This is a genomic window from Kribbella sp. NPDC051587 (assembly GCF_044453945.1).
Lineage (GTDB): Bacteria > Actinomycetota > Actinomycetes > Propionibacteriales > Kribbellaceae > Kribbella.
The window spans coordinates 1-23,236 of record NZ_JBITDE010000002.1 but is presented as its reverse complement, the minus strand read 5'-3'; the positions used below and the strand labels follow the sequence as shown (position 1 = coordinate 23,236).

The 23,236-nt window shown below is 67.9% G+C and carries 19 protein-coding genes; 7 read left to right on the top strand and 12 right to left on the bottom strand.

Annotated elements, in window-relative coordinates:
- Positions 1 to 49: 49 nt before the first annotated feature.
- A complete protein-coding gene (locus ACIA49_RS06255) occupies positions 50 to 1,495 on the top strand; it encodes a S8 family peptidase (RefSeq protein ID WP_396376057.1) in 1,446 nt (481 codons plus the stop codon).
- A 101-nt stretch (positions 1,496 to 1,596) separates the two neighbouring features.
- Here the strand turns inward: ACIA49_RS06255 and ACIA49_RS06250 are convergent, their stop codons facing one another.
- The 7 genes from ACIA49_RS06250 to pdhA all read right to left on the bottom strand — a co-directional run bounded on the left by ACIA49_RS06250 (position 1,597) and on the right by pdhA (position 12,141).
- Positions 1,597 to 2,427 carry an EamA family transporter gene (locus ACIA49_RS06250; protein WP_396376056.1) on the bottom strand — a complete coding sequence of 277 codons (831 nt, stop codon included), beginning with the start codon at positions 2,425 to 2,427 and terminating at the stop codon, positions 1,597 to 1,599.
- A gap of 12 nt (positions 2,428 to 2,439) precedes the next feature.
- Positions 2,440 to 3,375 (bottom strand): phosphotransferase enzyme family protein, encoded by a 936-nt coding sequence (locus tag ACIA49_RS06245; RefSeq protein ID WP_396376055.1) that lies wholly within the window; start codon positions 3,373 to 3,375, stop codon positions 2,440 to 2,442.
- A gap of 43 nt (positions 3,376 to 3,418) precedes the next feature.
- On the bottom strand, positions 3,419 to 5,827 hold the full coding sequence (locus ACIA49_RS06240) for an NPCBM/NEW2 domain-containing protein (RefSeq protein ID WP_396376054.1): 2,409 nt from the start codon (positions 5,825 to 5,827) through the stop codon (positions 3,419 to 3,421).
- A gap of 174 nt (positions 5,828 to 6,001) precedes the next feature.
- Complete coding sequence (locus ACIA49_RS06235; RefSeq protein ID WP_396376053.1) at positions 6,002 to 8,308, bottom strand: M4 family metallopeptidase; 2,307 nt, start codon at positions 8,306 to 8,308, stop codon at positions 6,002 to 6,004.
- Between the two features lie 342 nt (positions 8,309 to 8,650).
- Positions 8,651 to 9,994, bottom strand: coding sequence for a dihydrolipoamide acetyltransferase family protein (locus tag ACIA49_RS06230; protein ID WP_396376052.1), 1,344 nt, complete (start codon positions 9,992 to 9,994; stop codon positions 8,651 to 8,653).
- Entirely contained in the window at positions 9,994 to 10,971 is a 978-nt protein-coding gene (locus ACIA49_RS06225) for an alpha-ketoacid dehydrogenase subunit beta (protein WP_396376051.1), read from the bottom strand. Before ACIA49_RS06225 ends, ACIA49_RS06230 begins: the two co-directional genes overlap by 1 nt.
- A 3-nt stretch (positions 10,972 to 10,974) precedes the next feature.
- Positions 10,975 to 12,141: a pyruvate dehydrogenase (acetyl-transferring) E1 component subunit alpha gene (pdhA, locus tag ACIA49_RS06220; protein WP_396376050.1), complete on the bottom strand. Its 1,167-nt coding sequence runs from the start codon at positions 12,139 to 12,141 to the stop codon at positions 10,975 to 10,977.
- A gap of 407 nt (positions 12,142 to 12,548) precedes the next feature.
- Here pdhA and ACIA49_RS06215 point away from each other — a divergent pair, with 407 nt between their 5' ends.
- The gene (locus ACIA49_RS06215) at positions 12,549 to 13,505 is read left to right on the top strand and encodes an EamA family transporter (RefSeq protein WP_396376049.1); all 957 of its coding nucleotides are present in this window, start codon (positions 12,549 to 12,551) and stop codon (positions 13,503 to 13,505) included.
- Between the two features lie 498 nt (positions 13,506 to 14,003).
- The gene (locus ACIA49_RS06210) at positions 14,004 to 14,594 is read left to right on the top strand and encodes a hypothetical protein (RefSeq protein ID WP_396376048.1); all 591 of its coding nucleotides are present in this window, start codon (positions 14,004 to 14,006) and stop codon (positions 14,592 to 14,594) included.
- Between the two features lie 156 nt (positions 14,595 to 14,750).
- On the opposite strand, the gene hisC is transcribed toward ACIA49_RS06210, so the two are convergent.
- Positions 14,751 to 15,839, bottom strand: coding sequence for a histidinol-phosphate transaminase (gene hisC, locus ACIA49_RS06205; protein ID WP_396376047.1), 1,089 nt, complete (start codon positions 15,837 to 15,839; stop codon positions 14,751 to 14,753).
- A gap of 111 nt (positions 15,840 to 15,950) precedes the next feature.
- On the opposite strand from hisC, the gene ACIA49_RS06200 reads away from it, so the two are divergent.
- Positions 15,951 to 16,862 carry a dimethylarginine dimethylaminohydrolase family protein gene (locus ACIA49_RS06200; protein WP_396376046.1) on the top strand — a complete coding sequence of 304 codons (912 nt, stop codon included), beginning with the start codon at positions 15,951 to 15,953 and terminating at the stop codon, positions 16,860 to 16,862.
- Here ACIA49_RS06200 and ACIA49_RS06195 read toward each other — a convergent pair whose 3' ends face one another.
- Positions 16,863 to 17,483 (bottom strand): PEGA domain-containing protein, encoded by a 621-nt coding sequence (locus tag ACIA49_RS06195; protein WP_396376045.1) that lies wholly within the window; start codon positions 17,481 to 17,483, stop codon positions 16,863 to 16,865. It lies immediately after the preceding gene.
- A gap of 13 nt (positions 17,484 to 17,496) precedes the next feature.
- Entirely contained in the window at positions 17,497 to 19,113 is a 1,617-nt protein-coding gene (locus ACIA49_RS06190; protein WP_396376044.1) for a phage tail tip lysozyme, read from the bottom strand.
- Positions 19,114 to 19,259: 146 nt separating this feature from the next.
- Here ACIA49_RS06190 and ACIA49_RS06185 point away from each other — a divergent pair, with 146 nt between their 5' ends.
- Complete coding sequence (locus ACIA49_RS06185) at positions 19,260 to 19,931, top strand: GntR family transcriptional regulator (protein WP_391543905.1); 672 nt, start codon at positions 19,260 to 19,262, stop codon at positions 19,929 to 19,931.
- On the opposite strand, the gene ACIA49_RS06180 is transcribed toward ACIA49_RS06185, so the two are convergent.
- Together ACIA49_RS06180 and ACIA49_RS06175 are read right to left on the bottom strand one after the other, a co-directional pair.
- Positions 19,928 to 21,133 carry an enolase C-terminal domain-like protein gene (locus ACIA49_RS06180; protein ID WP_396376043.1) on the bottom strand — a complete coding sequence of 402 codons (1,206 nt, stop codon included), beginning with the start codon at positions 21,131 to 21,133 and terminating at the stop codon, positions 19,928 to 19,930. The two genes, ACIA49_RS06185 and ACIA49_RS06180, sit on opposite strands and share 4 nt — an antisense overlap.
- Positions 21,120 to 21,800: a FadR/GntR family transcriptional regulator gene (locus ACIA49_RS06175; protein ID WP_396376042.1), complete on the bottom strand. Its 681-nt coding sequence runs from the start codon at positions 21,798 to 21,800 to the stop codon at positions 21,120 to 21,122. The genes ACIA49_RS06180 and ACIA49_RS06175 overlap by 14 nt, the downstream gene beginning before the upstream one ends.
- A 111-nt stretch (positions 21,801 to 21,911) precedes the next feature.
- On the opposite strand from ACIA49_RS06175, the gene ACIA49_RS06170 reads away from it, so the two are divergent.
- A complete protein-coding gene (locus tag ACIA49_RS06170; protein ID WP_396376041.1) occupies positions 21,912 to 22,298 on the top strand; it encodes a phage holin family protein in 387 nt (128 codons plus the stop codon).
- A gap of 11 nt (positions 22,299 to 22,309) precedes the next feature.
- A complete protein-coding gene (locus ACIA49_RS06165; RefSeq protein ID WP_396376040.1) occupies positions 22,310 to 22,741 on the top strand; it encodes a low molecular weight protein-tyrosine-phosphatase in 432 nt (143 codons plus the stop codon).
- The last annotated feature ends 495 nt before the right edge of the window (positions 22,742 to 23,236 follow it).

Sequence of the window (23,236 nt, the reverse complement as noted above, 5' to 3'; positions counted from 1 at the left end):
GATTGCGCCTGGACCCGTCCGCTCCAGGCCCCGCCATCCTGGAGGCAGCGTGACCAGTTCTTCCCGCCCGCGCCGGTTGTCCGCCGGCCTGGCCGCCGCAGCGCTCGTGCTGACCACACTCGGCGCAGCCACCGCCGCGAGCGCCGTACCGGCCCCGACGGCTGCTGCCGAGCCTGGCCCGCTGATGAACTACGTGGTGAACACCAAGGCCTCTCCCGGTCACGTCCGGAAGGTCGAGAAGGCCGTCAAGGCCGCCGGCGGCACCGTCCTGGTCTCCTACGGGCAGATCGGCGTCGTCGTCGCCCAGTCGACCAACCCCGACTTCAAGACCGCTCTGAAGTCCGGCCGCGACGGCCGAGAGGTCCAGTCCGTCGGCGCCACCCGGACGGCGGCCGTCACCGACGGCACTACCGCGGCCTCCGCCGCGGCCCCGGCCGGTGTGGCCTCCGACCTCGAGGCGGCGGCGACCCCGGTCCCCGACCCTCGTGAGGGCGAGCAGTGGGACCTGACCCAGATGAAGGCGGACCAGGCCCACGCGATCACGGACGGCTCCCGCAAGGTCCTGGTCGGCATCAACGACAGCGGGGTGGACGACGCCCACCCTGACCTCGCGCCGAACTTCGACGCCAAGGACTCGGTGAACTGCACGACGAACGGCGTACCGGACCGGACTGTCGGCGCCTGGCGCCCGACCACCAGCGACCACGGCACGCACGTCGCCGGCACGGTCGCCGCTGCCCGCAACGGTATCGGCATCGTCGGCGTCGCACCCGGTGTCCGGATCGCCTCGGTCAAGGTGGTGAACGACAGCGGCTTCATCTACCCGGAGTACGCGATCTGCGGCTTCATCTGGTCGGCCGAGCGGCACATGGACGTCACCAACCACAGCTACTTCATCGACCCGTACGAGTACTGGTGCAAGGACGGTGCCGACCAGGGCGCGGTCCAGGAAGCAGTACGGCGGGCCGTGGCGTACGCGACCGGTCGTGGCGTGCTCGCGGTCGCAGCGGCCGGTAACTCGAACTACGACCTGGCCAACAAGACCACCGACACCGGCAGCCCGAACGACACGACCCCGGTCAGCCGGACGATCAACAACGACTGCCTGAACATGCCGACCGAGCTGCCGCACGTGATCACCGTGGCCTCCACCGTCCAGGGTGGCGCCCGCAGCGGCTTCTCGAACTTCGGCCTGAACAAGATCGACGTCGCCGCTCCCGGTAGCTCGATCCTGTCCACCATCCCCGGCGGTGGCTACGGCAAGAAGAGCGGTACGTCGATGGCCTCGCCGCACGTCACCGGCGTGGTCGCACTGATGAAGTCGGCCCACCCGTGGTGGGGCCCGCTGCAGCTTGAGGCCGCCCTGCGTAAGCAGGCCGACGACACCGCCTGCCCGGCTGTGCCGGACGCGCGCTGCACCGGCACCACGCAGAACAACGCCTTCTTCGGTGAAGGCAGCGCCGACGCACTGGACGCGGTCAAGCGCGGCTGGTGACACCCTGATCGGAGTGGGGGTCTCCCGCCCGGGACCCCCACTCACTCATAACGTCCGAAGATCCGTAGTACGTGGTCGGCGTGTTTTCGGACGTTAGTGAATTAGTCGAGGCTGATCAGCACGATGCCGGCGACGACGACGGCGGCCGCGATCGCGCGGCGCGGGCCGAAGCGCTCGCCGAAGAACACGGCGCCGATGATCGCGCCGAAGATGATGCTCGTCTCCCGCAGCGCCGCGATCGCGGCCAGGGTGCCCCGGGTCTGTGCCCACAACACCAGCCCGTAAGCCACCATTGACACGGCTCCGCCGCCCAGCCCGGACAGCACAGCAGCCCGCGGCAGCCGCAGTACGGCGGTCCCTCGCCAAGCGACGATCGCCACTGGCATCACGAACCCCTGCAGCATGAAGACCCACCCCAGGTAGGTCAGCACCGGCATCTTGTGCACCGCCAGCCCGTCGACCACCGTGTACGCCGCGATCATCACCCCGGTCCCCGTGGCCGCTGCCAACGCCGGCACCTGTCGCCGCCCGGGCCGCCCGATGAACACCAGCGCTATCAGCCCGGCCGACACCAGCAACACACCTGCCAGCACTGCAGGCGCCAGCGTCTGCTGCAGAACCACGACCGAGACCACAGCCACCACCCAGGGCGACGTACCGCGGGCCAACGGATACATCTGGCTGAACTGCCCCAGCTGGTACGACGCCAGCAACCCACCGAAGTACACCAGGTGCAGCACCGTGGATCCGACGATGTACGACCAGGTTCCCGCCGGAGGCAGTCCCTGCACGAGCACGATCCCCAGCCCGATGATCCCCGTGGCCAACGCCATCCACGCCACCCCGGCCGACCGATCGACCGCTCCGTGCGCCATCGCGTTCCACGTCGCGTGCAACACCGCAGCGCCCAGCACCACCAGGATGACCACCACTGCTTCACCCTCTCACGAGGGCAATTGGTCCGGACCCGCCATGTATCCCTGCAATCTGTACGCCGCAGCCAGCCGCTCCAGGACGTCGTCCCTACTCGCGTGGCCTGCGCGCCAGGCACCCGCTCGCCAGATCACGGTGCCGATCGCCCGGTGCAGTAACAACGTCGGCAGCGCGTCCTCCTCGGCAGCCGACAACGTCGTACCGACGCCGTAGCCCGCTCGGAAGGCAGCCACCTGATCTGGATCGAGCTCCTCAGTCGACTGGTAGAGGCCGGCCGCCAGATCGGCGGCGCGCAGGTCCAGTCCGGCGACCTCGAAGTCCAGCACTGCTGTGACCTGGCCGTCCGCCACCAGCAGATTGCCGAGCGCGAAGTCGCCGTGCACGATCTGAGCCGGCAGCGTTCGCCGTAGCTCCTCCGCTGCCGCATCGATCTCCGGCAGCCGTTCGGCGAACCATGCCGTCACAGCTCCAGGTAGCTCACGCTGAAGCTCCCGGCACAGCGCACCGAGATCAGTGATCTCCGGGCGAATCGTCGCGAGCGGACGGCGCCAATCGACAGGTGCCAACTCGTGCGGCAACTCGGCCAGTGCGGCATCGAGTTCACCGAGCGCACGTCCGGCCTGCTCCAGCTCGGCCAACGAGCGCGCTGGGTGCGCGCCCGGGAGCTGCCGGCTCAGCGTCGCCAGCCCGTACGGCGTCTCCGCGGTCGTCGCGCCGTCTGTGGTCGAAAGGGCAGCCGGTACGTCGAATGACAGGCCGCAGCGACCGAGCTCGGACAGCAGGCGTTGTTCCGCAGCCACCCGGAGCGGATCGGCGTTGCGTTGCAGGCGGTAGACGTAGGTGTCGACTCCGAAACGCACGAAGCGGACCCAGTTGTTCGACCCATGTTCGGGTGCCGAGACCGCATCGGGTTCGCCCAGACCCCAGGGCGTCAGGTCGAGTGCCACGCCGTCGAGTGTTGCCGACGGCGTGGCTTGCGGCGAACGATTTTCAGCTGCAGGTGACCTCGGGGTCGAGCCAGTCGGCGTGGTCGTAGTCGACCGAGCCGGCCGAGTCGAGGCGCAGCTCCAGCGTGGTGACGTTGGCGAGGTCAGCGGTCAGCGGTACGGCGGGGCCGGCGCCGGTGGCGTCGGCCTGGGCCAGCCGGGTGCTGTCGCCCCAGACCTCGAAGTGAACCTGACCGCGGTCGGCGACCTCGTCATCGATGCCGACGGCAACAGTCAGCGTGGAGCAACGCTTGCCCAGGTGGAAGGCGATCGAGCCGTTGGCGTGCGCGCCCAGGCCGGAGGGGTAAACGGTGCCGGCCACGGTGAGCGGCTGGCCGTCACCCGCAGGCTGCTCGCCGTTCGAGCGGTTGCGCTCCACAGGTCCCCAGCCGTTGGTCATAGCGGTCCAGGGCCGGTCGCCCAGCTTGGACTTGCCCGCAGGCGGCGGCGTACCGACGCAGGTGAGCTCAGGAGCCAGCCAGTCGGCGTGGTCGAAGTCAGGAGAGCCCTTCGGGTCGACGACGAGCTCCACGACCTGTACGCCGGTCAGGTTGGCGTTGAGCGTGACAGCGCCACCAGCACCGGTTGCAGTGGCTTGCGTGAGCCGGGTGCCGTCAGCCCAGATCTCGAACTGCACCTCACCCTTGTCACCCACCTCGTCGTCGATACCCGCCTTGGTGGTCAGCGTGGTGCACTGCGCGTCCAGGAAGTACCCGACGCGTCCAGGTGCGTGTACACCAAGGCCCTTCGGGTACACCGTGCCCGCAACGGTCAACGGCTTACCGTCACCGGCCGCCTGCTCGCCGACACTCATGTTGTGCTCCACAGGTCCCCAGCCGTTGTCGGCGTAGACCCAGGTCCCGTCGGAGAGCGTCGTACGGCCCAGCGCCGGTGGATTGGCCACCACGAACCTGCCGGCTCCGGAGCCGTTCTGTGAGCTACCGTTCCACGTCCAGCTCGCACTGGTAGCCAGAGCGACCGGACCGAGTGCAGGGTTGTTCGCAGCGAGGTGCCAGGTGACCGAACCGGTCTGACCGGCACCGACAGTGCCCAGCTGCGTCGAGCCGTCCGGAGTCGCTGTCCAGGCAGCCGGTGCGGTCAGGGAGATCTGCGCACCGCTCACCGCGGTCGGACCGTCGTTGTGCAACTGCGTCTGTACGTCGACCCGTCCCGCGGTCGACACGTAAGCCTTCGCCGGAACCGCCTCGGGGACAACCATCGGCGCCACCTCCGCCGCAGCTCCCGGCGTCACGCGGAACATTGCAGCGTCGTGTGAGCCGACCTGTGCCCGCACGTTACCCACAGAGGCCCGTACGGCGTTGCTCCACAGGTCTTTCACCGTGTACGCCGATGACGCGGGCAGTCCGAGCGCGGAGGCCGTCGTACTGATGGTGGCAGTGTTCGGTGAGCGGTTGAGCAGGACAACCGCTGCACCACCGTCGGACAACTTCTTCGACCACACCTCGACGTCACCGTCGTCGCGGAGCTTGGCACCCTGCCGACCGGCCCAGTCCTGGTTGACTGCGACCACGTCGGGATCGGTGAGCAGGTCACGCGTGGACGCGGGCATGGAGCGCAAGTCGTTGCCTGCAACGAGAGGCGCGTTCATGATCGACCAGAGGCTCATGTGCGCGCGGCTCTCGGCGTACGTGAGGCCGCTGTTGCCGACCTCGAGCATGTCGGGGTCGTTCCAGGCGTTGGGGCCGGAGTACTGCTCCAGTCCGACCTGCTGGTCCAGCAGGGACATCACACTCGACCAGTTGTTGGCGATGTCGCCAGTGGTGCGCCACATGTGACCGCCGGCGTTGGCCGCCCACAGCCATGGCTGGTTCTGACCCCACTCGCAGATGCTGTAGAGGATCGGGCGACCAGTGGCCTGCAGAGCATCAGCCATGGTCTTGTACCGCGTGGTGGCCGGGATGCCGTTCTGCTCACCACAGTTGTCGTACTTGAGCAGGTCGACTCCCCAGTTCGCCCACGACTGCGCGTCCACCGTCTCGTGGCCAAGGCTGGCCGGCAGCCCTTGGCAGGTGTAGGAACCCGCCGACGAGTAGATGCCGAGCTTCAGCCCGCGCGCGTGCACGTAGTCGGCGACCGCCTTGATACCGCTCGGGAAACGGCCCGGGTCCGCCTGCAGCCGTCCGCTCCCGTCCCGCTGCGGTGCCATCCAGCAGTCGTCGATGTTCACGTACTTGTAGCCGGCCGCCGCCATACCGGACGAGACCATCGCGTCGGCGGTGTCGCGGATCAGACCCTCGTTGATGTTGCAGCCGAAGGTGTTCCAGCTGTTCCACCCCATCGGTGGAGTGGACGCGATATCCGGTTTGGCTTGTACGGCGGCCTGTGCCGCGCTCGGGACGAGGGTCGCGGACAGGACCAGCCCGAGCAGGGAGGCGAGCAGATGTCGGCGCATGAGGGGACTCCATCTGTGGGTGGGGCGGCACTCACTGCGATGGAAGCTACACGCGTCGTGATGAGGCGACAAGACATGAAGCCCCAGAAACCAACAACTTCCGTCAGGATCGAATGGCCTCACCACGAAGGCCCCGGTAACCAACCAGATGGTTACCGGGGCCTCGCGGGCAGATCAGCTCAGGTTCAGGCTCGTGTCGTCAACGACGAACGAGGTCTGCAGCGAGCTGTCTTCGGTACCGGTGAAGGTGATGGTGGACGTCGTGCCCGCGAGGGCCGAGACGTCGAAGGACCGCAGGGTGTAACCCGTGGCCTTGTTGAGGTTGGAGTAGGTGGCCACCGTGGTGGCGCCCGCCTTCACCGTCAGCTTGTCGTACTGGACCGTGGTGGTGGTCTCAGCCGAGTCGATGTGCAGGTAGAAGGACAGGGTGCCGTGGCAGCCGGCCGGGATGGTGACGGACTGGCTCAGCGTGTCGGTGTGAGTCGTTCCGTAGCCGTCGAGCCACGCCTTCTTCGTACCACCGTGAGCCGGCTGACCGGTCGAGGCGTCGATCACGCCCGCCGAGGCAGTCCACGGTGCCGCGCTGGCGGACTCGAAGCCCGGGTTACCGAGCACCTGGCCGGAGCAGCCCCCGCCGCCACCGGTGATGGTGAAGGTGAAGGAGGTGCTACCGGACCCGCCGGCACTCGCGGTCGCCGTGGCGGTGACGTTGAAGGTGCCTGCGGCGGTCGGCGTACCGGAGATGGTGCCGGTCGACGAGCCGATCGTGATGCCACCCGGGAGGCCGGTGGCCGACCAGGTGTACGGCGCGGTGCCGCCGGTGGCCGACAGCGTGAACGACGCGATCGCCGTACCGACGACGCCGGACTTGTTGCCCGGGTTGCCGACGGTGACGCCACCGGTGCTGCCACAGGTCGGGTCAGCCGTCTGCGCCGGAACGCTCACCGCGTCCCACGCCGCCTTGACGGTGTTGAACTCGGTGCAGCTGCCCGGGAACAGGTTCTTGGCCGCGGTCAGCGTCCAGGTGCGGTACTTCAGGTACGAGCTGCTGCTCGTCTTCATCAGCATCGCGTTGTACATGATCTTGATGGCCTTCTGGATGCCCAGACCGGTCACCGTCGAACTGTTGCAGGTCGGCACGTTCGGGCTGCCGCCGCTGCCCTGGGACAGCAGCGTGAACCAGTGGTTGCCGGGTCCGGCCGCCGCGTGCACCTCGGTGCCCGGGATCGAGCTCGAGTAGCAGTTGGGGTCGCCGAGCGCCGACGGGTTGTACATGTTCCGGATCGGGCCGCTGCCGACCAGGTTGACCTCTTCGCCGACCAGGAAGTCCGGCGGGTCGTACGACGCGCCCTGGTTGCTGTAGAACTCGGTGGCCGCACCGAACGTGTCGGCGACGAACTCCTGGGTCCCCGATCCCGAGATACCACCCGGGGTGTGGTCGTCGATGCCGTGGCCCATCTCGTGCGCCAGGACGTCGATCGAACCGATCCAGGCACCGGCGGTGTTCTTGCCGATCTGGACCTGCGAACCGTCGTAGTACGCGTTCTGGTCGTTCAGGCCGACGCGGATCGGCCAGGCGCCGCCGTTGCCGTCCATGCCGTTGCGGCCGAGCCAGTCGGTGAGCATCTTCTTCTCGGTCTGTGCGGCGAAGAGCGCGTCGACACAGCCCGTCTCACGGCTGGTCCCGACCCCGTTGCCCCAGACGTCGTCCGGGCCGCTGAAGGTCGTGTTGTTCGCCGCGTCCTGGCAGGACAGGTTCGTGGTGCCCGGGTCCTTCATGGAGTAGGTGCTGCCGGACTGCGTAGTTGCCAGGGGCAACGGAGCGGGCCCGCTGTAGACACCGGTGCCGGTGCCGGCCATCACGTGCTCCTTGGTACCGAGCACCTTGCCGTTGGCCGCGTCGACGTACACCGACAAGCTCGAGGGCTGCTTGCCGTTGCTGCCGCTGACGCGGGACTGCCAGGCCAGCTTCGGCGTGCCGTCGAGTGCGTACACGGCGAGCGTCGGCGTGGTGCTGGCGGTGACCACCTTGAGTTGCTTGGTCGCGGTCGCCTTGGCGGTCGCGGCGCTGATGCCGGACTTCGTCGCGAGTTCGGGGATCGCGGCGGTCTGCGAGACCGAGGTGGCCTTGACGGCGCCTTGCGCGTCGGTGACCACGACGAAGTCACCGCCGATGACCGGCAGACCCTTGAACGTGCGCTCGTAGGGGACGTACTGCAGCCCGGACGGATCCGAGATGACCGGCTTGGCGACGAAGGCGTCGCTCTTGCCGGCATGGAGTCCGGCGGGACGGTCCGCCACCAGCGACGACGCGGACTGGGCCGCGAACGTCTTCGACTGGGCCTGTGACGGCTTGGGCGGGGGTGCCGCACTCGGCGCGGCGCTGGAGACGGTGGTCCCCAGCGCAGCAGCGGTGGCTACTGACAGGCCGAGGATCGCGAGAGCGGTGGCGGGCTTACGGGAATGCTGCAACAAGACCATCGTGTGGTCCCTTCGCGAAAATGGTGCTGGGCGGATCGCGCAACGCCGGGCCTGCAGACAGGAGCACCAATTCCCGCCTGGAACGCTCCGGCTCCCCAACCGACGTCCTACCCCTCCAACTTTCATTCATCGCCGATGGAGCGCGCGGACGGACACTATGCCTGCGCATATTCCCCGGCAAGGCGCGGAAATGCCGCTGACACCAACACGCCAAGTGGCGACGTTGTCACCCTCCGGACATCGCTTTCCCACCCCTATTGGACAGGACATACCCCGCCCAAAAAGCAGTCGGCGCGACCACGGGGGTGGTCGCGCCGAAGGCGCTCGAAGGAACTGTCGCCGCTAGAAGAGCATGGCGCGGGCGGGGTCTTCGAGGAGGCCGGCTACGTCGGCGAGGAAGGTGGAACCTTTCTCGCCGTCGATGAGGCGGTGGTCGAAGGAGAGCGCCAGGGTGGTGATCCAGCGCGGGACGATCTCGTCGTTGACGACCCAGGGCTGTTTGCGGACGGCACCGAAGGCGAGGATCGCGGATTCGCCGGGGTTGATGATCGGCGTGCCCGCGTCGACGCCGAAGACGCCGACGTTGGTGATGGTGAAGGTACCGCCGGCCTGGTCGGCCGGTGCCGTCTTGCCTTCGCGGGCGGTGGCGACCAGGTTGCCCAGGGCGGCGCACAGCTCAGGCAGGGTGAGCGAGTCGGCGTTCTTGATGTTCGGAACGATCAGCCCCCGCGGGGTGGCCGCGGCGATGCCGAGGTTGACCGCGCCCTTGTAGACGATCTCCTGGGCCTGCTCGTCGAGCACCGCGTTGATGATCGGCGTCCGGCGGGCTGCCAGCGTGACCGCCTTGGCAACGATCAGCAACGGCGATACCCGCAGGTCGCGGAACGCCTTGTCCGCCTTGAGTCTGTCGACCAGCTCCATGGTGGCGCTGACGTCCACAGTGATCCACTCGGTCACGTGCGGCGCCGTGAAGGCGCTGGCCACCATCGCCTGCGACATCACCTTCTGCACGCCCTTGACCGGCACCCGGCTGTCCCCAAGCCCACTGGCAACAGGAGCCGCCGTGTACGCCGGCGCCGCCGGCGCGGCCACGTGGTTCTCCACATCAGCCCGAGTGACGATCCCCCCAGGCCCACTCGCCGTCACCGACGCCAGGTCGATCCCCAGATCCTTCGCCAACTTCCGCACCGGCGGCTTCGCCAGCACATGAGCCGACACCCCGTTGCCCACGGCAACTGGTGGTTCGGGGGCGAGAGGCGCCGGCGGAGCAGCTGGGGCGGGTGCTTGGGCTGCCGGAGCGGCGGGAGCCGGCGGCGAGCCGGCGGACGCCGCGGAACCCTTGCGGGCCCGGCGCTTGGCTTCGGTCGTCCGCGGTCCGTAGCCGACCAGTACGGCGGTGCGACCGCCGTCGGCCGGCTCATCCGGCGCGGCGGCCGGTTCGGGTGCATCCGTCAGTACGGCGATGATCGGCGTACCGACGTCGACCGTCTCGCCCTCAGGAACCAGCAACTCGTGCACGGTGCCGGCGAACGGGACGGGGAGCTCCACCAGGGACTTCGCGGTCTCGATCTCGACGATGGTGTCGTTGAGCTTGACCACGTCGCCGGGCTTGACCTTCCAGCTGACGATCTCGGCCTCGACGAGGCCCTCACCGACGTCGGGCAGGTTGAAGCGCTGAATGGCCATCAGTACCCCATCACCCGATCGATGCCGTCCAGGACGCGGTCCAGGTCCGGCAGGTACTCCTCCTCCATCCGCGACGGCGGGTAGGGGGTGTCGTACCCGGTGACGCGCAGGACCGGCGCCTCCAGGTGGTAGAAGCACTCCTCGGTCACGCGCGCGGCGATCTCCGAGCCCGGTCCGAACGAGAACGTGGCCTCGTGCACCACGACCGCGCGCCGCGTCTTCTTCACCGAGGCGAAGATCGTCTCCAGGTCGAACGGCGAGATGGTCCGCAGGTCGACGACCTCGAGGTTGCGCCCGTCCTCGGCCGCGGCCTCGGCGGCCTGCAGGCAGGTCTTCACCATCGGGCCGTAGCAGAACAGCGTGGCGTCGGTGCCCTCGCGGACCACCTTCGCCTGGTGCAGCTTGAGCGCCGGCGGGACGGACTCGTCCAGCTCGGCCTTCTCGTGGTACCGCCGCTTCGGCTCGAAGAAGATCACCGGGTCGTCGGAGGCGATCGCCTGCTGGATCATCCAGTAGGCGTCGACCGGGTCGCCGGCCGTCACCACCTTGAGGCCGTTCACATGCGCGAACAACGTCTCGGGCGACTCCGAGTGGTGCTCGACCGCGCCGATGCCACCGCCGTACGGGATCCGGATCACGACGGGCATCTTGATCTTGCCGCCGGACCGGTAGTGCATCTTGGCGACCTGGTTGATGATCTGGTCGTAGGCCGGGAAGACGAATCCGTCGAACTGGATCTCACAGACCGGCCGGTACCCGCGCATCGCGAGCCCGACGGCGGTGCCGATGATGCCCGACTCGGCCAGCGGGGTGTCGATGACGCGATCCTCGCCGAAGTCCTTCTGCAGGCCCTCGGTGATGCGGAAGACGCCACCGAGCTTGCCGATGTCCTCGCCCATCATGATGACCTTGGGGTCGGCCTCCATCGCGGCCCGCAGACCGGCGTTGATGGCCTTGCCGAGAGTGGTCTTCGCCATCGCTCAGCCCTCCCCTTCGAACGACGCCGCGTAGGCGGCGTACTGGTCACGCTGCTGGGCCAGCTGCGGCGTCTCCTCGACGTACACATGCTGGAAGAAGTCGGTCAGCTGCGGATCCGGCAGCGCCAGGCAGCCGGCCCGGAGTTCGGCCGCGACCTTGTCGGCCTCCGCCTCGACCTCTTCGAAGAAGTCGTGCTCGACGCCCGCGTGCCGGGTCAGGTACGCGTGCACCCGCTCGATCGGATCCTTGAGCTTCCAGTGCTCGAGGTCCTCGGACAGCCGGTACTTCGTCGGGTCGTCGGAGGTGGTGTGCGCACCCATCCGGTACGTGTACGCCTCGATCAGCGTCGGCCCGCTGCCCTCGCGGGCCCGCTTCAGCGCCTGCTGGGTGACCGCATAGGTCGCCAGTACGTCGTTGCCGTCGACCCGGACACCGGGGAAACCGAAGCCGGCGGCGCGCTGGTACAGCGGGATCCGGGACTGCCGCTCGATCGGCTCCGAGATCGCCCACTGGTTGTTCTGGCAGAAGAAGACGACGGGTGCGTTGAACACTGAGGCGTAGATGAAGGCCTCGTTCACGTCACCCTGGCTGCTCGCGCCGTCACCGAAGTACGCGATCGTCGCCTCGCCGGTGTCAGCATCGCCGACGGCGTGGTCGCGCTGCTGACCCATCGCGTACCCGGTCGCGTGCAGCGTCTGGGCGCCGATGACGATCGTGTACAGCGCGAAGTTGTTGTCCTTCGGGTCCCAGGCGCCCTGGTCGACACCGCGGAACAGACCGAGCAGGTTCAGCGGGTTGACGCCCTGACAGAAGGCCACACCGTGCTCACGGTAGGTCGGGAAGACCATGTCCTTCTTGTTCAGCGCGCGGCCGGAACCGATCTGCGCGGCCTCCTGGCCGAGCAGCGACGCCCACAGGCCGAGCTCACCCTGACGCTGCAGGGCGGTCGCCTCGGCGTCGATCCGGCGGACCACGGTCATATCCCGGTAGAACCCCTTGATCGCCTCGTCGTCGAGCTCGAAGGCGTAGTCCGGGTTCTCGACGCGCTCACCCTCGGGCGTCAGGAGCTGGACGTACTCGACCTCTTCGGGAGGCTGGGAAGGACTGACCGGCACCTCGACGGGTGCGAACACTTCCGGGGGAGTCCCCGGGACAGACTCACTCAACATGCACTCCTCGGGTTCGAGCGCGGGATCGCCGCGACCGCAACGTTGCACGGGCCCGGCCTTTCCGCCGGGTGAGGCTTCGCAGGCAGGACCGCATGGATCCAGGGGTTGATGCACACCACTTGCGGCACACCGTACCGAGCAGTTGCCTGATGCGCTAACAGTCTGGACGCTCGCGGGTACGCCGGTACCGAAATCGGTCTCGACACGAGACACCAGTCCACCCACTGGTCAGGTTTTTCGCCTGCTCGCACCGCGCGTGAGCGTCGAACCGCCCGGTGTGACATGCGCCACCCGTCGATTGACCCCTGGCAGGAAAACCCTTGCGTCGCATAACGTAAGCACCATCATGCATGAACACTCCTGACGCCCGCCGGGTACACAGAGTGCACGACTGCGAGGAGGCTCGGATGGCCGCTCCTACCCCGACCACTGTCCCGGCGGCGGCCGGCAGCTCCGCCGGCGCGTCCACGGCGATGATCTGGTCGGCGCTCGCGATCGTGTACGTCGTCTGGGGTTCGACGTACCTGGGGATCCGGGTCGTGGTCGAGGCCGAGATGCCGCCGATGCTGAGCATGGCGGGCCGCTTCCTCGTGGCCGGCACCCTCCTCGCGCTGATCCTCGGCCTCAAGTCCGGCTGGCGCCGACTCCGGATCACCCGCCACGAGGCGGTCGGTGCCGCCGTCGTCGGTCTCCTCTTACTTGCCTTCGGCAACGGCGCGGTCGCCATCGCCGAACAGACAGTGCCGTCCGGACTGGCCGCACTCCTGGTTGCCGCGACACCGCTGTGGCTGATGGCACTCCGGGTCGGCGGCGGCGAGCGCCCGCGCGCCCTGACCTGGCTCGGCGTCCTGATCGGGTTCGCGGGCGTCGCCGTACTGGCGTTGTCCGGCGGTGACACGAGCGCGAAGCCGCTGTCGATCGCGCTCATCGTGTTCGGAACGATCTCGTGGGCGACCGGCTCGCGCTTCTCGCCGCGACTCGGCCTGCCGAAGGACCCGCTCGTGACCGCGCTCTACGAGATGCTCTTCGGCGGTACGGCGATGGTCGTGCTCGGCGTCGTTCGCGGCGAGCCCGGGCGCCTGCACCTCGATCGCATCCACGGCAGCGGCTGGATCGCGCTCGGCTACCTGGTGCTCTTCGGGTCGCTGCTGGCCTATTCGGCGTACTCCTACTTACTGGCGAACGCGCCGATCTCGCTGATCGGGACCTACGCCTATGTGAACCCGGCGGTCGCCGTACTGCTCGGGTGGCTGATCCTGAACGAACCGCTGACCTGGAAGATCCTGGCCGGCGGCGCGGTGATCATCTGCGGGGTCGCCCTGGTGGTCACCGCCGAGCGCCGGCCGCGGGCCGCCGCGAAGTAGGTGGGAGGAAGGAAAAACCCGGGCCCCCTAGAGGACCCGGGTCTCCCACCGCTGCCGATGCGCGCGGCAGCGGGCCAAAGTGCCGGGTCGGCGCGCCCTGCCCCGAAAAAACACGGCGCGAAACTCCGGCAATGGTTCCGACGATTCCGATTCATCGTGGTATTGCCGGTTCGACGGCCACCGAGCCCATCGACAACAATCTTCCGAATCACCGAACTTTTCCGTCACCCGCGCTGACTCAACGACGCACCACCGCGCCGGTTACGGATTCCCCCGCTACAACTTCCACACGGTCCCGCAACACTCCATCGACGGGCAAACTGCCTGGTCAGACAGGGGTTAGCTGCCCCGTCAAGGAACTCATCACCGCTCGGCTATGGGGTCCGGCGCGATTTCCGCCTCGATGTCAATAGCTGACAAAAAAGTTTGTAACCGGGCATAGCAGGCGTCGTTACTCCCTAAGACGATCCCGTCAAACCCGAAAGGAAACCTGGCACAATGCAGGTAACTCGTAAGATCGCCGCCGCCGCGGCCGTGGCGACTGTCGCCACCCTCGGCCTGGCCACCGTTGTCAGCGCCAACATGCTGGACGGCGCGAAGCAGGGCACCGACCTGGCCGACCAGGTCTCGTCCGCTTCCAAGGGCTACACCAAGGGCGGCGCGAAGCACTGGTACTGGGTCCAGCGCGACGGTGGCCTCGTTGGCATCGACGGCAACAACGTCGGCCCGTTCCAGGCGTGCCACAACCAGGCTGCCGGCTCCGTCATCGGTGGCGCCGGAACCGCTGACGACGTCCTGGCCATCATCGGCTTCGACAACAACAGCAACTCCGCCACTGCCGTCAAGACCTGCGAGCAGGGCACCAAGCAGAACAACAACAGCAAGTGGTACCGCGTGAGCGACGACCTGGTCTCGGTCTCCGGGAACAACGTCGGCCCGTTCCAGGCCTGCCACAACGACCTCGCGCTGAACGGCATCGGCGTTGCCGGTTCGGTCGGCACGCTGGCCGGCGTCCTGGGCTTCGACAACAACGACAACGCCCTGGACTCGCTGAAGACCTGCGAGCAGGCCACGTCGCAGAACAACTGACCCTCCCTGGTCAGTGATGCAGGACCCGAACGAGCCACCTCGGTGGGGTGACTGATTCGGACAGCAGTATCAGCGGTGCCGGGAGCAAGCCTCACTCCTCCCGGCACCGCACTTCTTTCCCGGCTCTCGTCCCAGCGAGGGCCGGTTTTCTTTGGGCTACTTCCAGCTGCAGGCGACCTTGAGGAACAGGTCGTTCGCCTCGCGCTCACCGATGCTGACCCGGACGCCGTCACCCGGGAACGGGCGGATCGACACGCCCTCGGCCTGAACCGCCGCGGTGAAGTCCAGGGTCGCCTCGCCCAGGTCCAGCCAGACGAAGTTCGTCTGGGTGTCCGGAACCCGCCAGCCCGCGGCGCGCAGCGCCTCGACCACGCGAGTCCGCTCGGTGACCAGGTCCTCGACCCGGGCGAGCAGCTCGTCCTCAGCCTGCAGCGAGGCGAGGGCCGCAGCCTGCGCGACGTAGCTGACCCCGAACGGCAGCGCACACTTGCGGATCGCGGTGACCACCGGCTGATGACCGATCGCGTACCCGATCCGGAAGCCGGCCAGGCCGTAGGCCTTCGAGAACGTCCGCAGGACGACGACGTTGGGGTGGTCGCGGTAGACCTCGACCCCGTCCACGACCTCCGGGTCCCGGACGAACTCCCGGTACGCCTCGTCCAGCACGATCAGCACGTTGGACGGCACCGCCTCGACGAACGCGAGCAGCTCGTCGCGGTGCACCACCGGTCCGGTCGGATTGTTCGGCGTACAGACCAGGACGACCTTCGTCCGGTCGGTGATCGCCGCCTCCATCGCCTTGAAGTCGTGCCGGGCGTCCTCGGTCAGCGGGACCTGGACGGACGTCGCTCCGGTGAGCTGGACCGCGATCGGGTAGGCCTCGAACGAGCGCCAGGCGTAGACCACCTCGTCACCAGCGGTGACCGCGGCCTGGAGCAGGTGGTAGAGCAGCGCTACGGATCCGGTGGCGACGGCAAAGTCGTCGGCCGGCACCTTGAACCGCTCCGACAGCGTCTCCAGCAGCTCGCCCGCACCCATGTCCGGGTAGCGGTTCATGTGCTGCGCGGCGTCGGTCGCCGCGGCCAGCACGCCGGGCAGCGGGGGGTACGGGTTCTCGTTACTGGACAACTTGTACGACGGTTTGCCGTCGGAGGCCGCCGGCGGACGACCGGGCTTGTAAGCCGCGACATCGTCCAGACAACCGCGGAAGCGCACGCCCGGGGGGAGTCCTTGGTCAGGAGTCATAGCGGCAGGTTAGTCCTGACACCACGCTCCGGCCAGACCCTGCCGGGCGGTGTGACATGCGCCCTGCCGGGCTGTGTTGCGCGGACGGAAAGTTGGCTGCACACTGACTGATTGTCGGACAATCAGGAAATCCTGGAGGGGATCATGGGTCAGCCGCTGGAGTGGGGTCGCCGCTATCTGATGGTCCGTCCGGACCATTTCCGGATCGACTACGTGATCAATCCGTACATGTCGACGCAGGACCAGCCGGACCCCGAGCTCACGCTCAAGCAGTGGGACGCGCTGCGGCAGGCGATCGTCGACGCCGGCGGCGAGGTCGAGGTGCTCGCCCAGCGGCAGGACTCCCCCGACATGGTCTACGCGATGAACCTCGGCCTGGCCACGGCCGACCGCCGGGCGATGCTCTCGCACATGCGGTTCGAGCCCCGGCGCAAGGAGTCCCTGACCGCGGCCGACTGGTTCGTCGGCCACGGGTTCGACCTCGGCCGGACCGGTAGCGACGACGTCGGGCCGCACTTCGAGTCCGGGGACGCGTTCGTCTTCGGGGACAGCCTGGTCGTCGGCTACGGCCCGCGGACCGAGGCCGACGCGCTCAAGCAGCTGGCGACGCAGTGGGACGTCCGGGTCCGCGGGCTACGGATCACCCACGAGGGGATGTACCACCTCGACCTGCCGTTCTGCCCGGTCGACAGCACGCACGCGCTGATCTACCCGCCGGCCTTCGACGCCGCGAGCCAGGCCGACCTGGCCGGGATCGTGCCGGACCCGATCGTGCTCACCGACGAGGAGGCCTTCGCCTTCAGCGGCAACTCGCTCGTGGTGAACGAGACGATCATCATGCCGGCCTGCTCACCGCGGCTGCACGAGATCCTCACCGGCCTCGGGCTGCGCGTCGTACTGGTGGATCTGAGCGAGTTCCACAAGGGCGGCGGGTCGGCCCGGTGCCTGACCAACCCACTCGACTTCCCGCTCACCGCCATCGGCGCTCCCGGCGGCGAGCTGCACCTGCCGGCGGCCGACTGACTACTTGGTGCTACTGGTCGTGTAGATGATGTCCAGGGTGGCGGGATCCGTCCCGTCCTCCCGGATCCACTCCAGGGCCAGCTCCTTGCCCTTCGCGGTCCAGGTGTCGACGGTCACCGAGATCGCCTCGGGGTTCTTCGGGTCGGACTTCGAGGTCGTGCGGTTCACCTCGAAACCGGGACCGATGTACGGCAGCCGCTTGATGATCGGGTACTTCTGCACGAGTCGCCGCTGGCCCTCGTCGTACTGGCGGCCCGCCTCGGCCTCCAGCTCGTGCTCCTGCTCCGGGTTGTTCTTGGCCCATTCCCGGCCCTCGGCGCTGTTCGCGTACAGGTACATCTTGACCTTGAGCGCGTCGCCGCTGCCGGCCCGGAACGTCGTCGAGTAGGTCTGGAAACCGCGGCGCTCACCGGTCAGCGTGTGGGTGCCGGACTTGACCTTGATCTCGCCGTTGGCGTCGACCGGCCGGCCGTCGACGGACAGGGTGAGGTCGTTCGGGATCGAGGTCACGCTCACCACCGCGCCCCGGTCCCGGAACAGCAGGAAGCCGCCGATCAGCACGACGACGACCCCGAGCACGACAGCGCTGATCAACAGCGGCCGCCGGTTCTCGTCTTCCATCTGCTGCTCCTCCTCAGGCCTTCGGTTCCGTAGTGGGTTGCGGCGCGTTCTTCAGCCGGAACACCGTGAACTGGACGCCGACCTTGTACAGGTGTCCGGCCTCGGGGACGTGGCCGTACAGCGACGCGGCAGCCGAGTCGAAGCCCTGCCCCTTCGCGCCCCACGGACCGACGTACAGGTAGGTGTGGCCGGGGCCGTTCAGGATGTCGCCGGGTTTCATCCCGCCCGGTGGGGTTCCGAACCAGGAATCGTACTTCCCGGAGGTCTTCATGTAGTCGAACTGCACTCCGGTCGACACCTGCGGGAACTTCGGGTCCGCACCGCTCATGTGCATCACGGTGGCGACGAACCGCCCGCAGTCGGTGTAGGCGCGCTCACCGTTGGGGTCGTTGTACTTCTTCATCGCCGCCACGTACTCCGGCTTGGCGACGGTCGCGTCCGACGCGTTCGTCCCGAGACCGTTGTGACCCGAGGTCTCCCAGGCCAGGTTCTTCGCGACCTCGGCGATGTTGCCGCTGCCCGCCGCACACGCGGTGGCCGGGCCCGATCCCGGGACACCGGTGCCACCGGCGTACAGGTCGAACACCTTGCGGGCCGAGGTCCGGCGCAGCGCGTACGTCGGGGCGTTCGGATTCTCGTGGCCGCCGAACCGCTCGTACTTGTCGGCGAAGATCACGGCGGCCTCTTCGACCGTCTTGGCCGCGCGCAGGGCGTCACCGGCCACCTTCTCCGAGGAGGGGGTCTCGCCGATGAGCTGGCGGCGCAGGAAGTCGAGCTGGTAGGCCAGCGTCTCGATCGTCTCGTACGGGACGCCGGCGTTGCGCGAGTTCGTGATGATCTTGCCGGCCGGCGTCCATTGGACGATGCCCCAGCCGAGGGAACTGTTCTCCGCGTCCCGGGCATGCGTGATGTCCGTCGCCTGCGTGTTCTGCAGGATCATCGGGTGGACGCCCCGGGACTCCTCGATCATGTTGCCGACGATGCCGGCCGCCTGCTCCTTGGTGTAGCCGTTGGAGACCAGGTAGTTGAAGGCCTGCTGCTGCTCGTTGCTGCCGACCAGCGGGCCGCCGCCGCAGCCGCAGCCGCCACCCCCGGAAGGCGCCGGCGTCTCGCCGAACGACTCCTCCTTGGGGTCGGTGTTGACGAGCTTGCCGTCACCCTTCTGGTCGACCCAGAGCTCGAAGTGCAGGTGCTCGCCGCTGAGCCCCTCCTCCTCGTCACCGGATCCGGAGGTACCGATCTGCTGGCCGCGGGCAACCTTGTCGCCGACGTTGACCGACAGCGTGTGGAAGTACTGGTAGTGGAACTCGACGGCCTTCTCGTGCCGGATCCAGATCTGGTTGTCGGCGACCTTGATCACCTCACCGCTGTCGACGGCGACGACCGGGGTCTCCTCGTCGACGTCGAAGTCGACGCCCTGGTGCTCGTCGCTCCAGTCCTCGTCGACCTCCTTGCGGTCGGTCGGCCAGGTGAACGGCTTGACCTCACCGCCGCTCGGGCCGCCGCAGTCGGCCGCCTCCGCGTCCGGCAGGCTCATCAGGCTGCCGATGATCAGGGCCACCACGATGATGATCGGCAGGAAGACGACCATCAACGCGCCACCGAGGAGCAGGGGCGCCTTGTTCTCCATCCTGTTCTCCTCGCAGCGTGTCGGGGCGGCAACTACACAGCAGATCTTCCCCCAGATCGAGGTCATTGTGTCGTGAGTTATCCACAGGTTGGCTCCGGCACCGCGCCGCACGCGACAACGGCGGCGGATTGGAAGAGAATCTTTCTATGTACGAACGGCTGCGGGTAGACCGCTCGACCACCGTGGACCGGGTGGTCGACGCGCTGCGCTCCGCACTGTTCGCCGGTGACCTCGAACCCGGTACGCCGTTGCGCGAGCAGCCGCTGGCCGAAGCGCTCGGGGTCGCCCGCAGTACCGTCCGCGAAGCGATGACGATGCTGGTCACCGAGGGACTCGCGATCCGCGAGCCGAACAAGGGCGTCAGCGTCGCGATCCTGCACCCGGCCGCGGTGGCCGACATCTGCAAGGCCCGGTTCGTCCTCGAGTCGGCCGGAATCCGCGCCTGGTTCGACGCCGACGACCTGGCCCGGGAGCGGGTCCGCAAAGCGATGCGCACCTTCGCCTCGACCGCCCAGGACGGCGCCGACCCGGAGGCGATGACCGAGACGCACCTGGCGATCCACCGCAGCCTGGTCGCCCTGACCGGCAGCGAGCGCCTGATCGCCACCCAGGACTCGATCACCGGAGAAGCCCGACTCGCGCTGGCCCGGGTCGACGCGCTCCGCCAAGACGCCCGCCAACAGGTCGCCTCCCACCGCAAGCTGATCCGCCTGCTCGAACGCGGCGAGCTCGACGAATGCGTCGAGGAGCTCCGCCGCCACCTGGCCGGCGCCGAGGAGTCCCTCCTCGAAGCCATCGCAACACCTCCCGCCACCTAGGCCCAGTCGGTGTTGGGGAGCAGCGGGTACCAATCCGGCCGGGCCGGGTCTCGGTCGTACGGGTAGTTGCCGAGCTCGCGGTAGAGCTCGGCGTACTGGGCGAGTTTGTCCCGGTCGAGCTCGACGCCGAGCCCGGGTCCATCCGGTACGGCGATGGCACCGTCGACGTACGGGAGCTTGCCTCCGGCAACGATGTCGTCGCGCAGGTGATGGTAGTGCGCGTCCGCGGCGAAGGCCAGGTTCGGTACGACGGCGCCCAGGTGCAGCATCGTTGCCAGCTGGATGCCGAGTTCGCCGGACGAGTGCACGGCGATGCCGAGCTGGAAGGTCTCACAGACGCCGGCTGCCTTCACACACGCGCGGATGCCGCCCCAGAACGTGGTGTCGAGCAGGATCACATCGACCGCAGGGTTGAGGATGTTGGCGGCGAGCTGCTCGAAGTTCACCACAACGGTGTTGGTGGACAGGGGGATCCGGGTGTTCGCGCGGACGCGGCGCATACCGTTCAGACCCCAGGTAGGGTCCTCGAGGTAGTCGTTGTCGAGGTCCTCGATCCCGCGCGCGAAACGGATCGCCTCCTCGACACTGAACGCGCCGTTCGGGTCGAAGCGCACGCGGTGCCCCGGGAACGCTTCGGCGAGCGCGCGGAAACAGTCCCGCTCGTAGTCCGGTGCGAAGACGCCGCCTTTGAGCTTGTGCACGCGGAAGCCGTGCTGATCGACCAACTGTTGTGCGTGGGCGACCAACTGGTCAGCAGTCCGGATCTCGCCCGTACCGTCGTCGTTGGGGTGTCTGAAGAACAGGTAGCTAGCGAACGGCACCCGGTCGCGCACCTTGCCGCCCAACAGCTCGTGCACCGGTACGCCGAGCGCCCGGCCCTGCAGGTCGAGACAGGCGAACTCAATCGCCGCCAGCAGCTGCGTGCGGTTGTTGTAGAGACTCGCGGTCGGGTTGGCGATCATCCAGCGCAACGCCTCGGTCCGCGCCGGGTCATGGCCAACCAGGTAGGGCTTCAGCCCGGTGATGGCGTCCTCTGCACTCTGTCCACCACCGCCTAGCTCACCCAGACCGATCAGTCCGTTGTCCGCCTCCACCTCGACCACCGTTCGGACGAACCGCCCCCAGTGCGCACCGTTGCTGTGCCGCAGTGGCGCTTCCAGCGGGACGGTGACCGTGGTCGCCCGGATGTCAACGATCCGCACGGAGGACCTCCAGAACGCCTTCCAGGTGAGCCCGGGTCAACTGCTCAGCCAGTACGGCGTCGCCGGCGCGGACCGCGGTCAGAATCGCTCGGTGTTCGGCCAGGTCGGTCTCACGATCACCGTGGATCAGCTGGATCTGTAGCTGCTCGCGGACGTTCACCACGGTCACCGACTCGACCACCTCGGCCAGCGTCGCGTTTCCGGACGCCTGGGCCAGGGCGCGATGGAAGTCCATGTTGACCTCGGCCAACCGGTCGTGGTCGCGCGCGGCGATCAGCTCGGCCGCTTTGCCGAGGTCCGCTTCCATCTGAGCCAGTGCGGCTTCGCTGCGAGTGTGGGCGGCCAGTGCGGCGATCGGTGGCTCGATCAGTGCTCTCGCCTGCACCAGCTCGACCAGCCTCTCGGCTGTCGGCTTGAGCGCGAGCGGGTTGGCCAGAACGAGCCTTCCGACGTTAGGACCGACGTACACGCCGGAACCGTGCCGGAGCACCACCGCTCCGGTCGCCTCGAGCCGGCGCAGCGCTTCCCGCACAGTCGGTACGGCGACCTGGAACCGCGCGGCAAGTGCACGGACTGACTCGAACGGGTCGCCGGGAGCGAGTTTCCGATCGGCCATCAACTCCAGCATCGAGGCGGCGAGGTCGTCGAGAAGGCTGCGGCGGATCACGGCTGGCACGTCATTGATCTGATCACTTGGTCATTTTCGTGTCAAGAGTTCAGGGTCCGGTCAGGGCGTGTACGGAGCGTGCGGCAACCAGGTGGGTGGAAGGATCAAGCCATGAAGAATCTGATCATCAGGCTGCTCGCCAACGCGGTCGCTCTGGCGATCGCCGCCTGGCTCGTCGGCGGGATCACCCTGCAGGGCGCCACCACCGGCCGCCGGGTCCTGACACTGCTGATCGTCGCGGCGATCTTCGGCATCGTGAACGCGATCGTGAAGCCGGTCGTCAAGCTGGTCTCGCTACCGCTGCTGATCCTCACCCTGGGGCTGCTGACCTTCGTCATCAACGCGGCGATGCTGGCGCTCACCTCGTGGATCACCGGCAAGCTCGACGTCCAGTTCCACGTCGACGGCTTCTGGTCCGCGCTCCTCGGCGCCCTGATCATCAGCGTCGTCGGCATGATCATCAACGCCGTCCTGCCGGACAAAGCGGAGATCCGCTGATCTTGCGGCACGTGGAGGTGGTGTGCACCGGCAACATCTGCCGGTCACCCATCGGTGAGGTCGTCCTGCGCGCCAAGCTCGCCGAGGCCGGGATCTCCGACGTCGTCGTGACCAGCTCAGGTACGGGCGGCTGGCACGAAGGCGACCCAATGGATCCGCGAGCGGCTGCAGCTCTACGACGACACGGGTACGACGGTCGCGCACACCGAGCCCGGGCGTTCGACCGCGCCTGGTTCGACGAGCGCGACCTAGTACTCGCCATGGACGCCGGCCACCTGGCCGCACTCACCCGCCAAGCGCGCGGCCGCACCGACGTACCGATCTCACTCTTCGCCGACGCCGACGTACCGGACCCCTACTACGGCCCCGACGCCGGCTTCGACGCGGTCCTGCTGCAGATCGCGAAGGCGGCCGACGAGTGGGTCGCCCGCCTCCGCACCTAATTCACTGCCCCACGCCCGCCACTCCGCCTGCGGCAAGGCCGGCACGACGAGCATGGTTGCCCGCCACTCCAACCCCGGGCCAGCCGGTACGGCGAGCATGGTTGCCCGCCACTCCAACTGCGGCCGGGGGGTGTGGGTTTGTGGTTGCTCGCCGCTCCAACTGCGGCCGGGCATGCTGCCTGTGGTTCCTCGCCGCTGCGGCCGGCTTACAGTGACGCGTGGCTGGCGTCCGGCGCGTGGCTGAGGGAGATGGATCCGTCAGCGACCACAGTTCCCGTCGCCTGAGCTTCCGGGCTTCGGTTGCCGCCAGTAGCGAGCATGCCTGCAAAGTGACCCACCGTGCCGAACACCCCCACAAGCCCTCACCCCTGATCCCCATTTGATGGGTTAACCCATCAAATTGTGGGTTCTGCACCCGCATACGAGTCCAGAACCCACCACCTCACGGGCTAACCCACCAAATGGCGACCCCAGGGATCGCCGGGAGTACCCCCG

Bases quoted from the DNA above. Each gene is read 5' to 3' on its own strand.
- ACIA49_RS06210 (WP_396376048.1), top strand. From the start codon at position 14,004: ATGCAGGTAACTCGTAAGATCGCCGCCGCCGCGGCCGTGGCGACTGTC.
- pdhA (WP_396376050.1), bottom strand. From the start codon at position 12,141: ATGTTGAGTGAGTCTGTCCCGGGGACTCCCCCGGAAGTGTTCGCACCC.
- ACIA49_RS06225 (WP_396376051.1), bottom strand. From the start codon at position 10,971: ATGGCGAAGACCACTCTCGGCAAGGCCATCAACGCCGGTCTGCGGGCC.
- ACIA49_RS06235 (WP_396376053.1), bottom strand. From the start codon at position 8,308: ATGGTCTTGTTGCAGCATTCCCGTAAGCCCGCCACCGCTCTCGCGATC.
- ACIA49_RS06185 (WP_391543905.1), top strand. From the start codon at position 19,260: ATGTACGAACGGCTGCGGGTAGACCGCTCGACCACCGTGGACCGGGTG.
- ACIA49_RS06240 (WP_396376054.1), bottom strand. From the start codon at position 5,827: ATGCGCCGACATCTGCTCGCCTCCCTGCTCGGGCTGGTCCTGTCCGCG.
- ACIA49_RS06230 (WP_396376052.1), bottom strand. From the start codon at position 9,994: ATGGCCATTCAGCGCTTCAACCTGCCCGACGTCGGTGAGGGCCTCGTC.
- ACIA49_RS06190 (WP_396376044.1), bottom strand. From the start codon at position 19,113: ATGGAGAACAAGGCGCCCCTGCTCCTCGGTGGCGCGTTGATGGTCGTC.
- ACIA49_RS06170 (WP_396376041.1), top strand. From the start codon at position 21,912: ATGAAGAATCTGATCATCAGGCTGCTCGCCAACGCGGTCGCTCTGGCG.
- ACIA49_RS06195 (WP_396376045.1), bottom strand. From the start codon at position 17,483: ATGGAAGACGAGAACCGGCGGCCGCTGTTGATCAGCGCTGTCGTGCTC.
- hisC (WP_396376047.1), bottom strand. From the start codon at position 15,839: ATGACTCCTGACCAAGGACTCCCCCCGGGCGTGCGCTTCCGCGGTTGT.
- ACIA49_RS06215 (WP_396376049.1), top strand. From the start codon at position 12,549: ATGGCCGCTCCTACCCCGACCACTGTCCCGGCGGCGGCCGGCAGCTCC.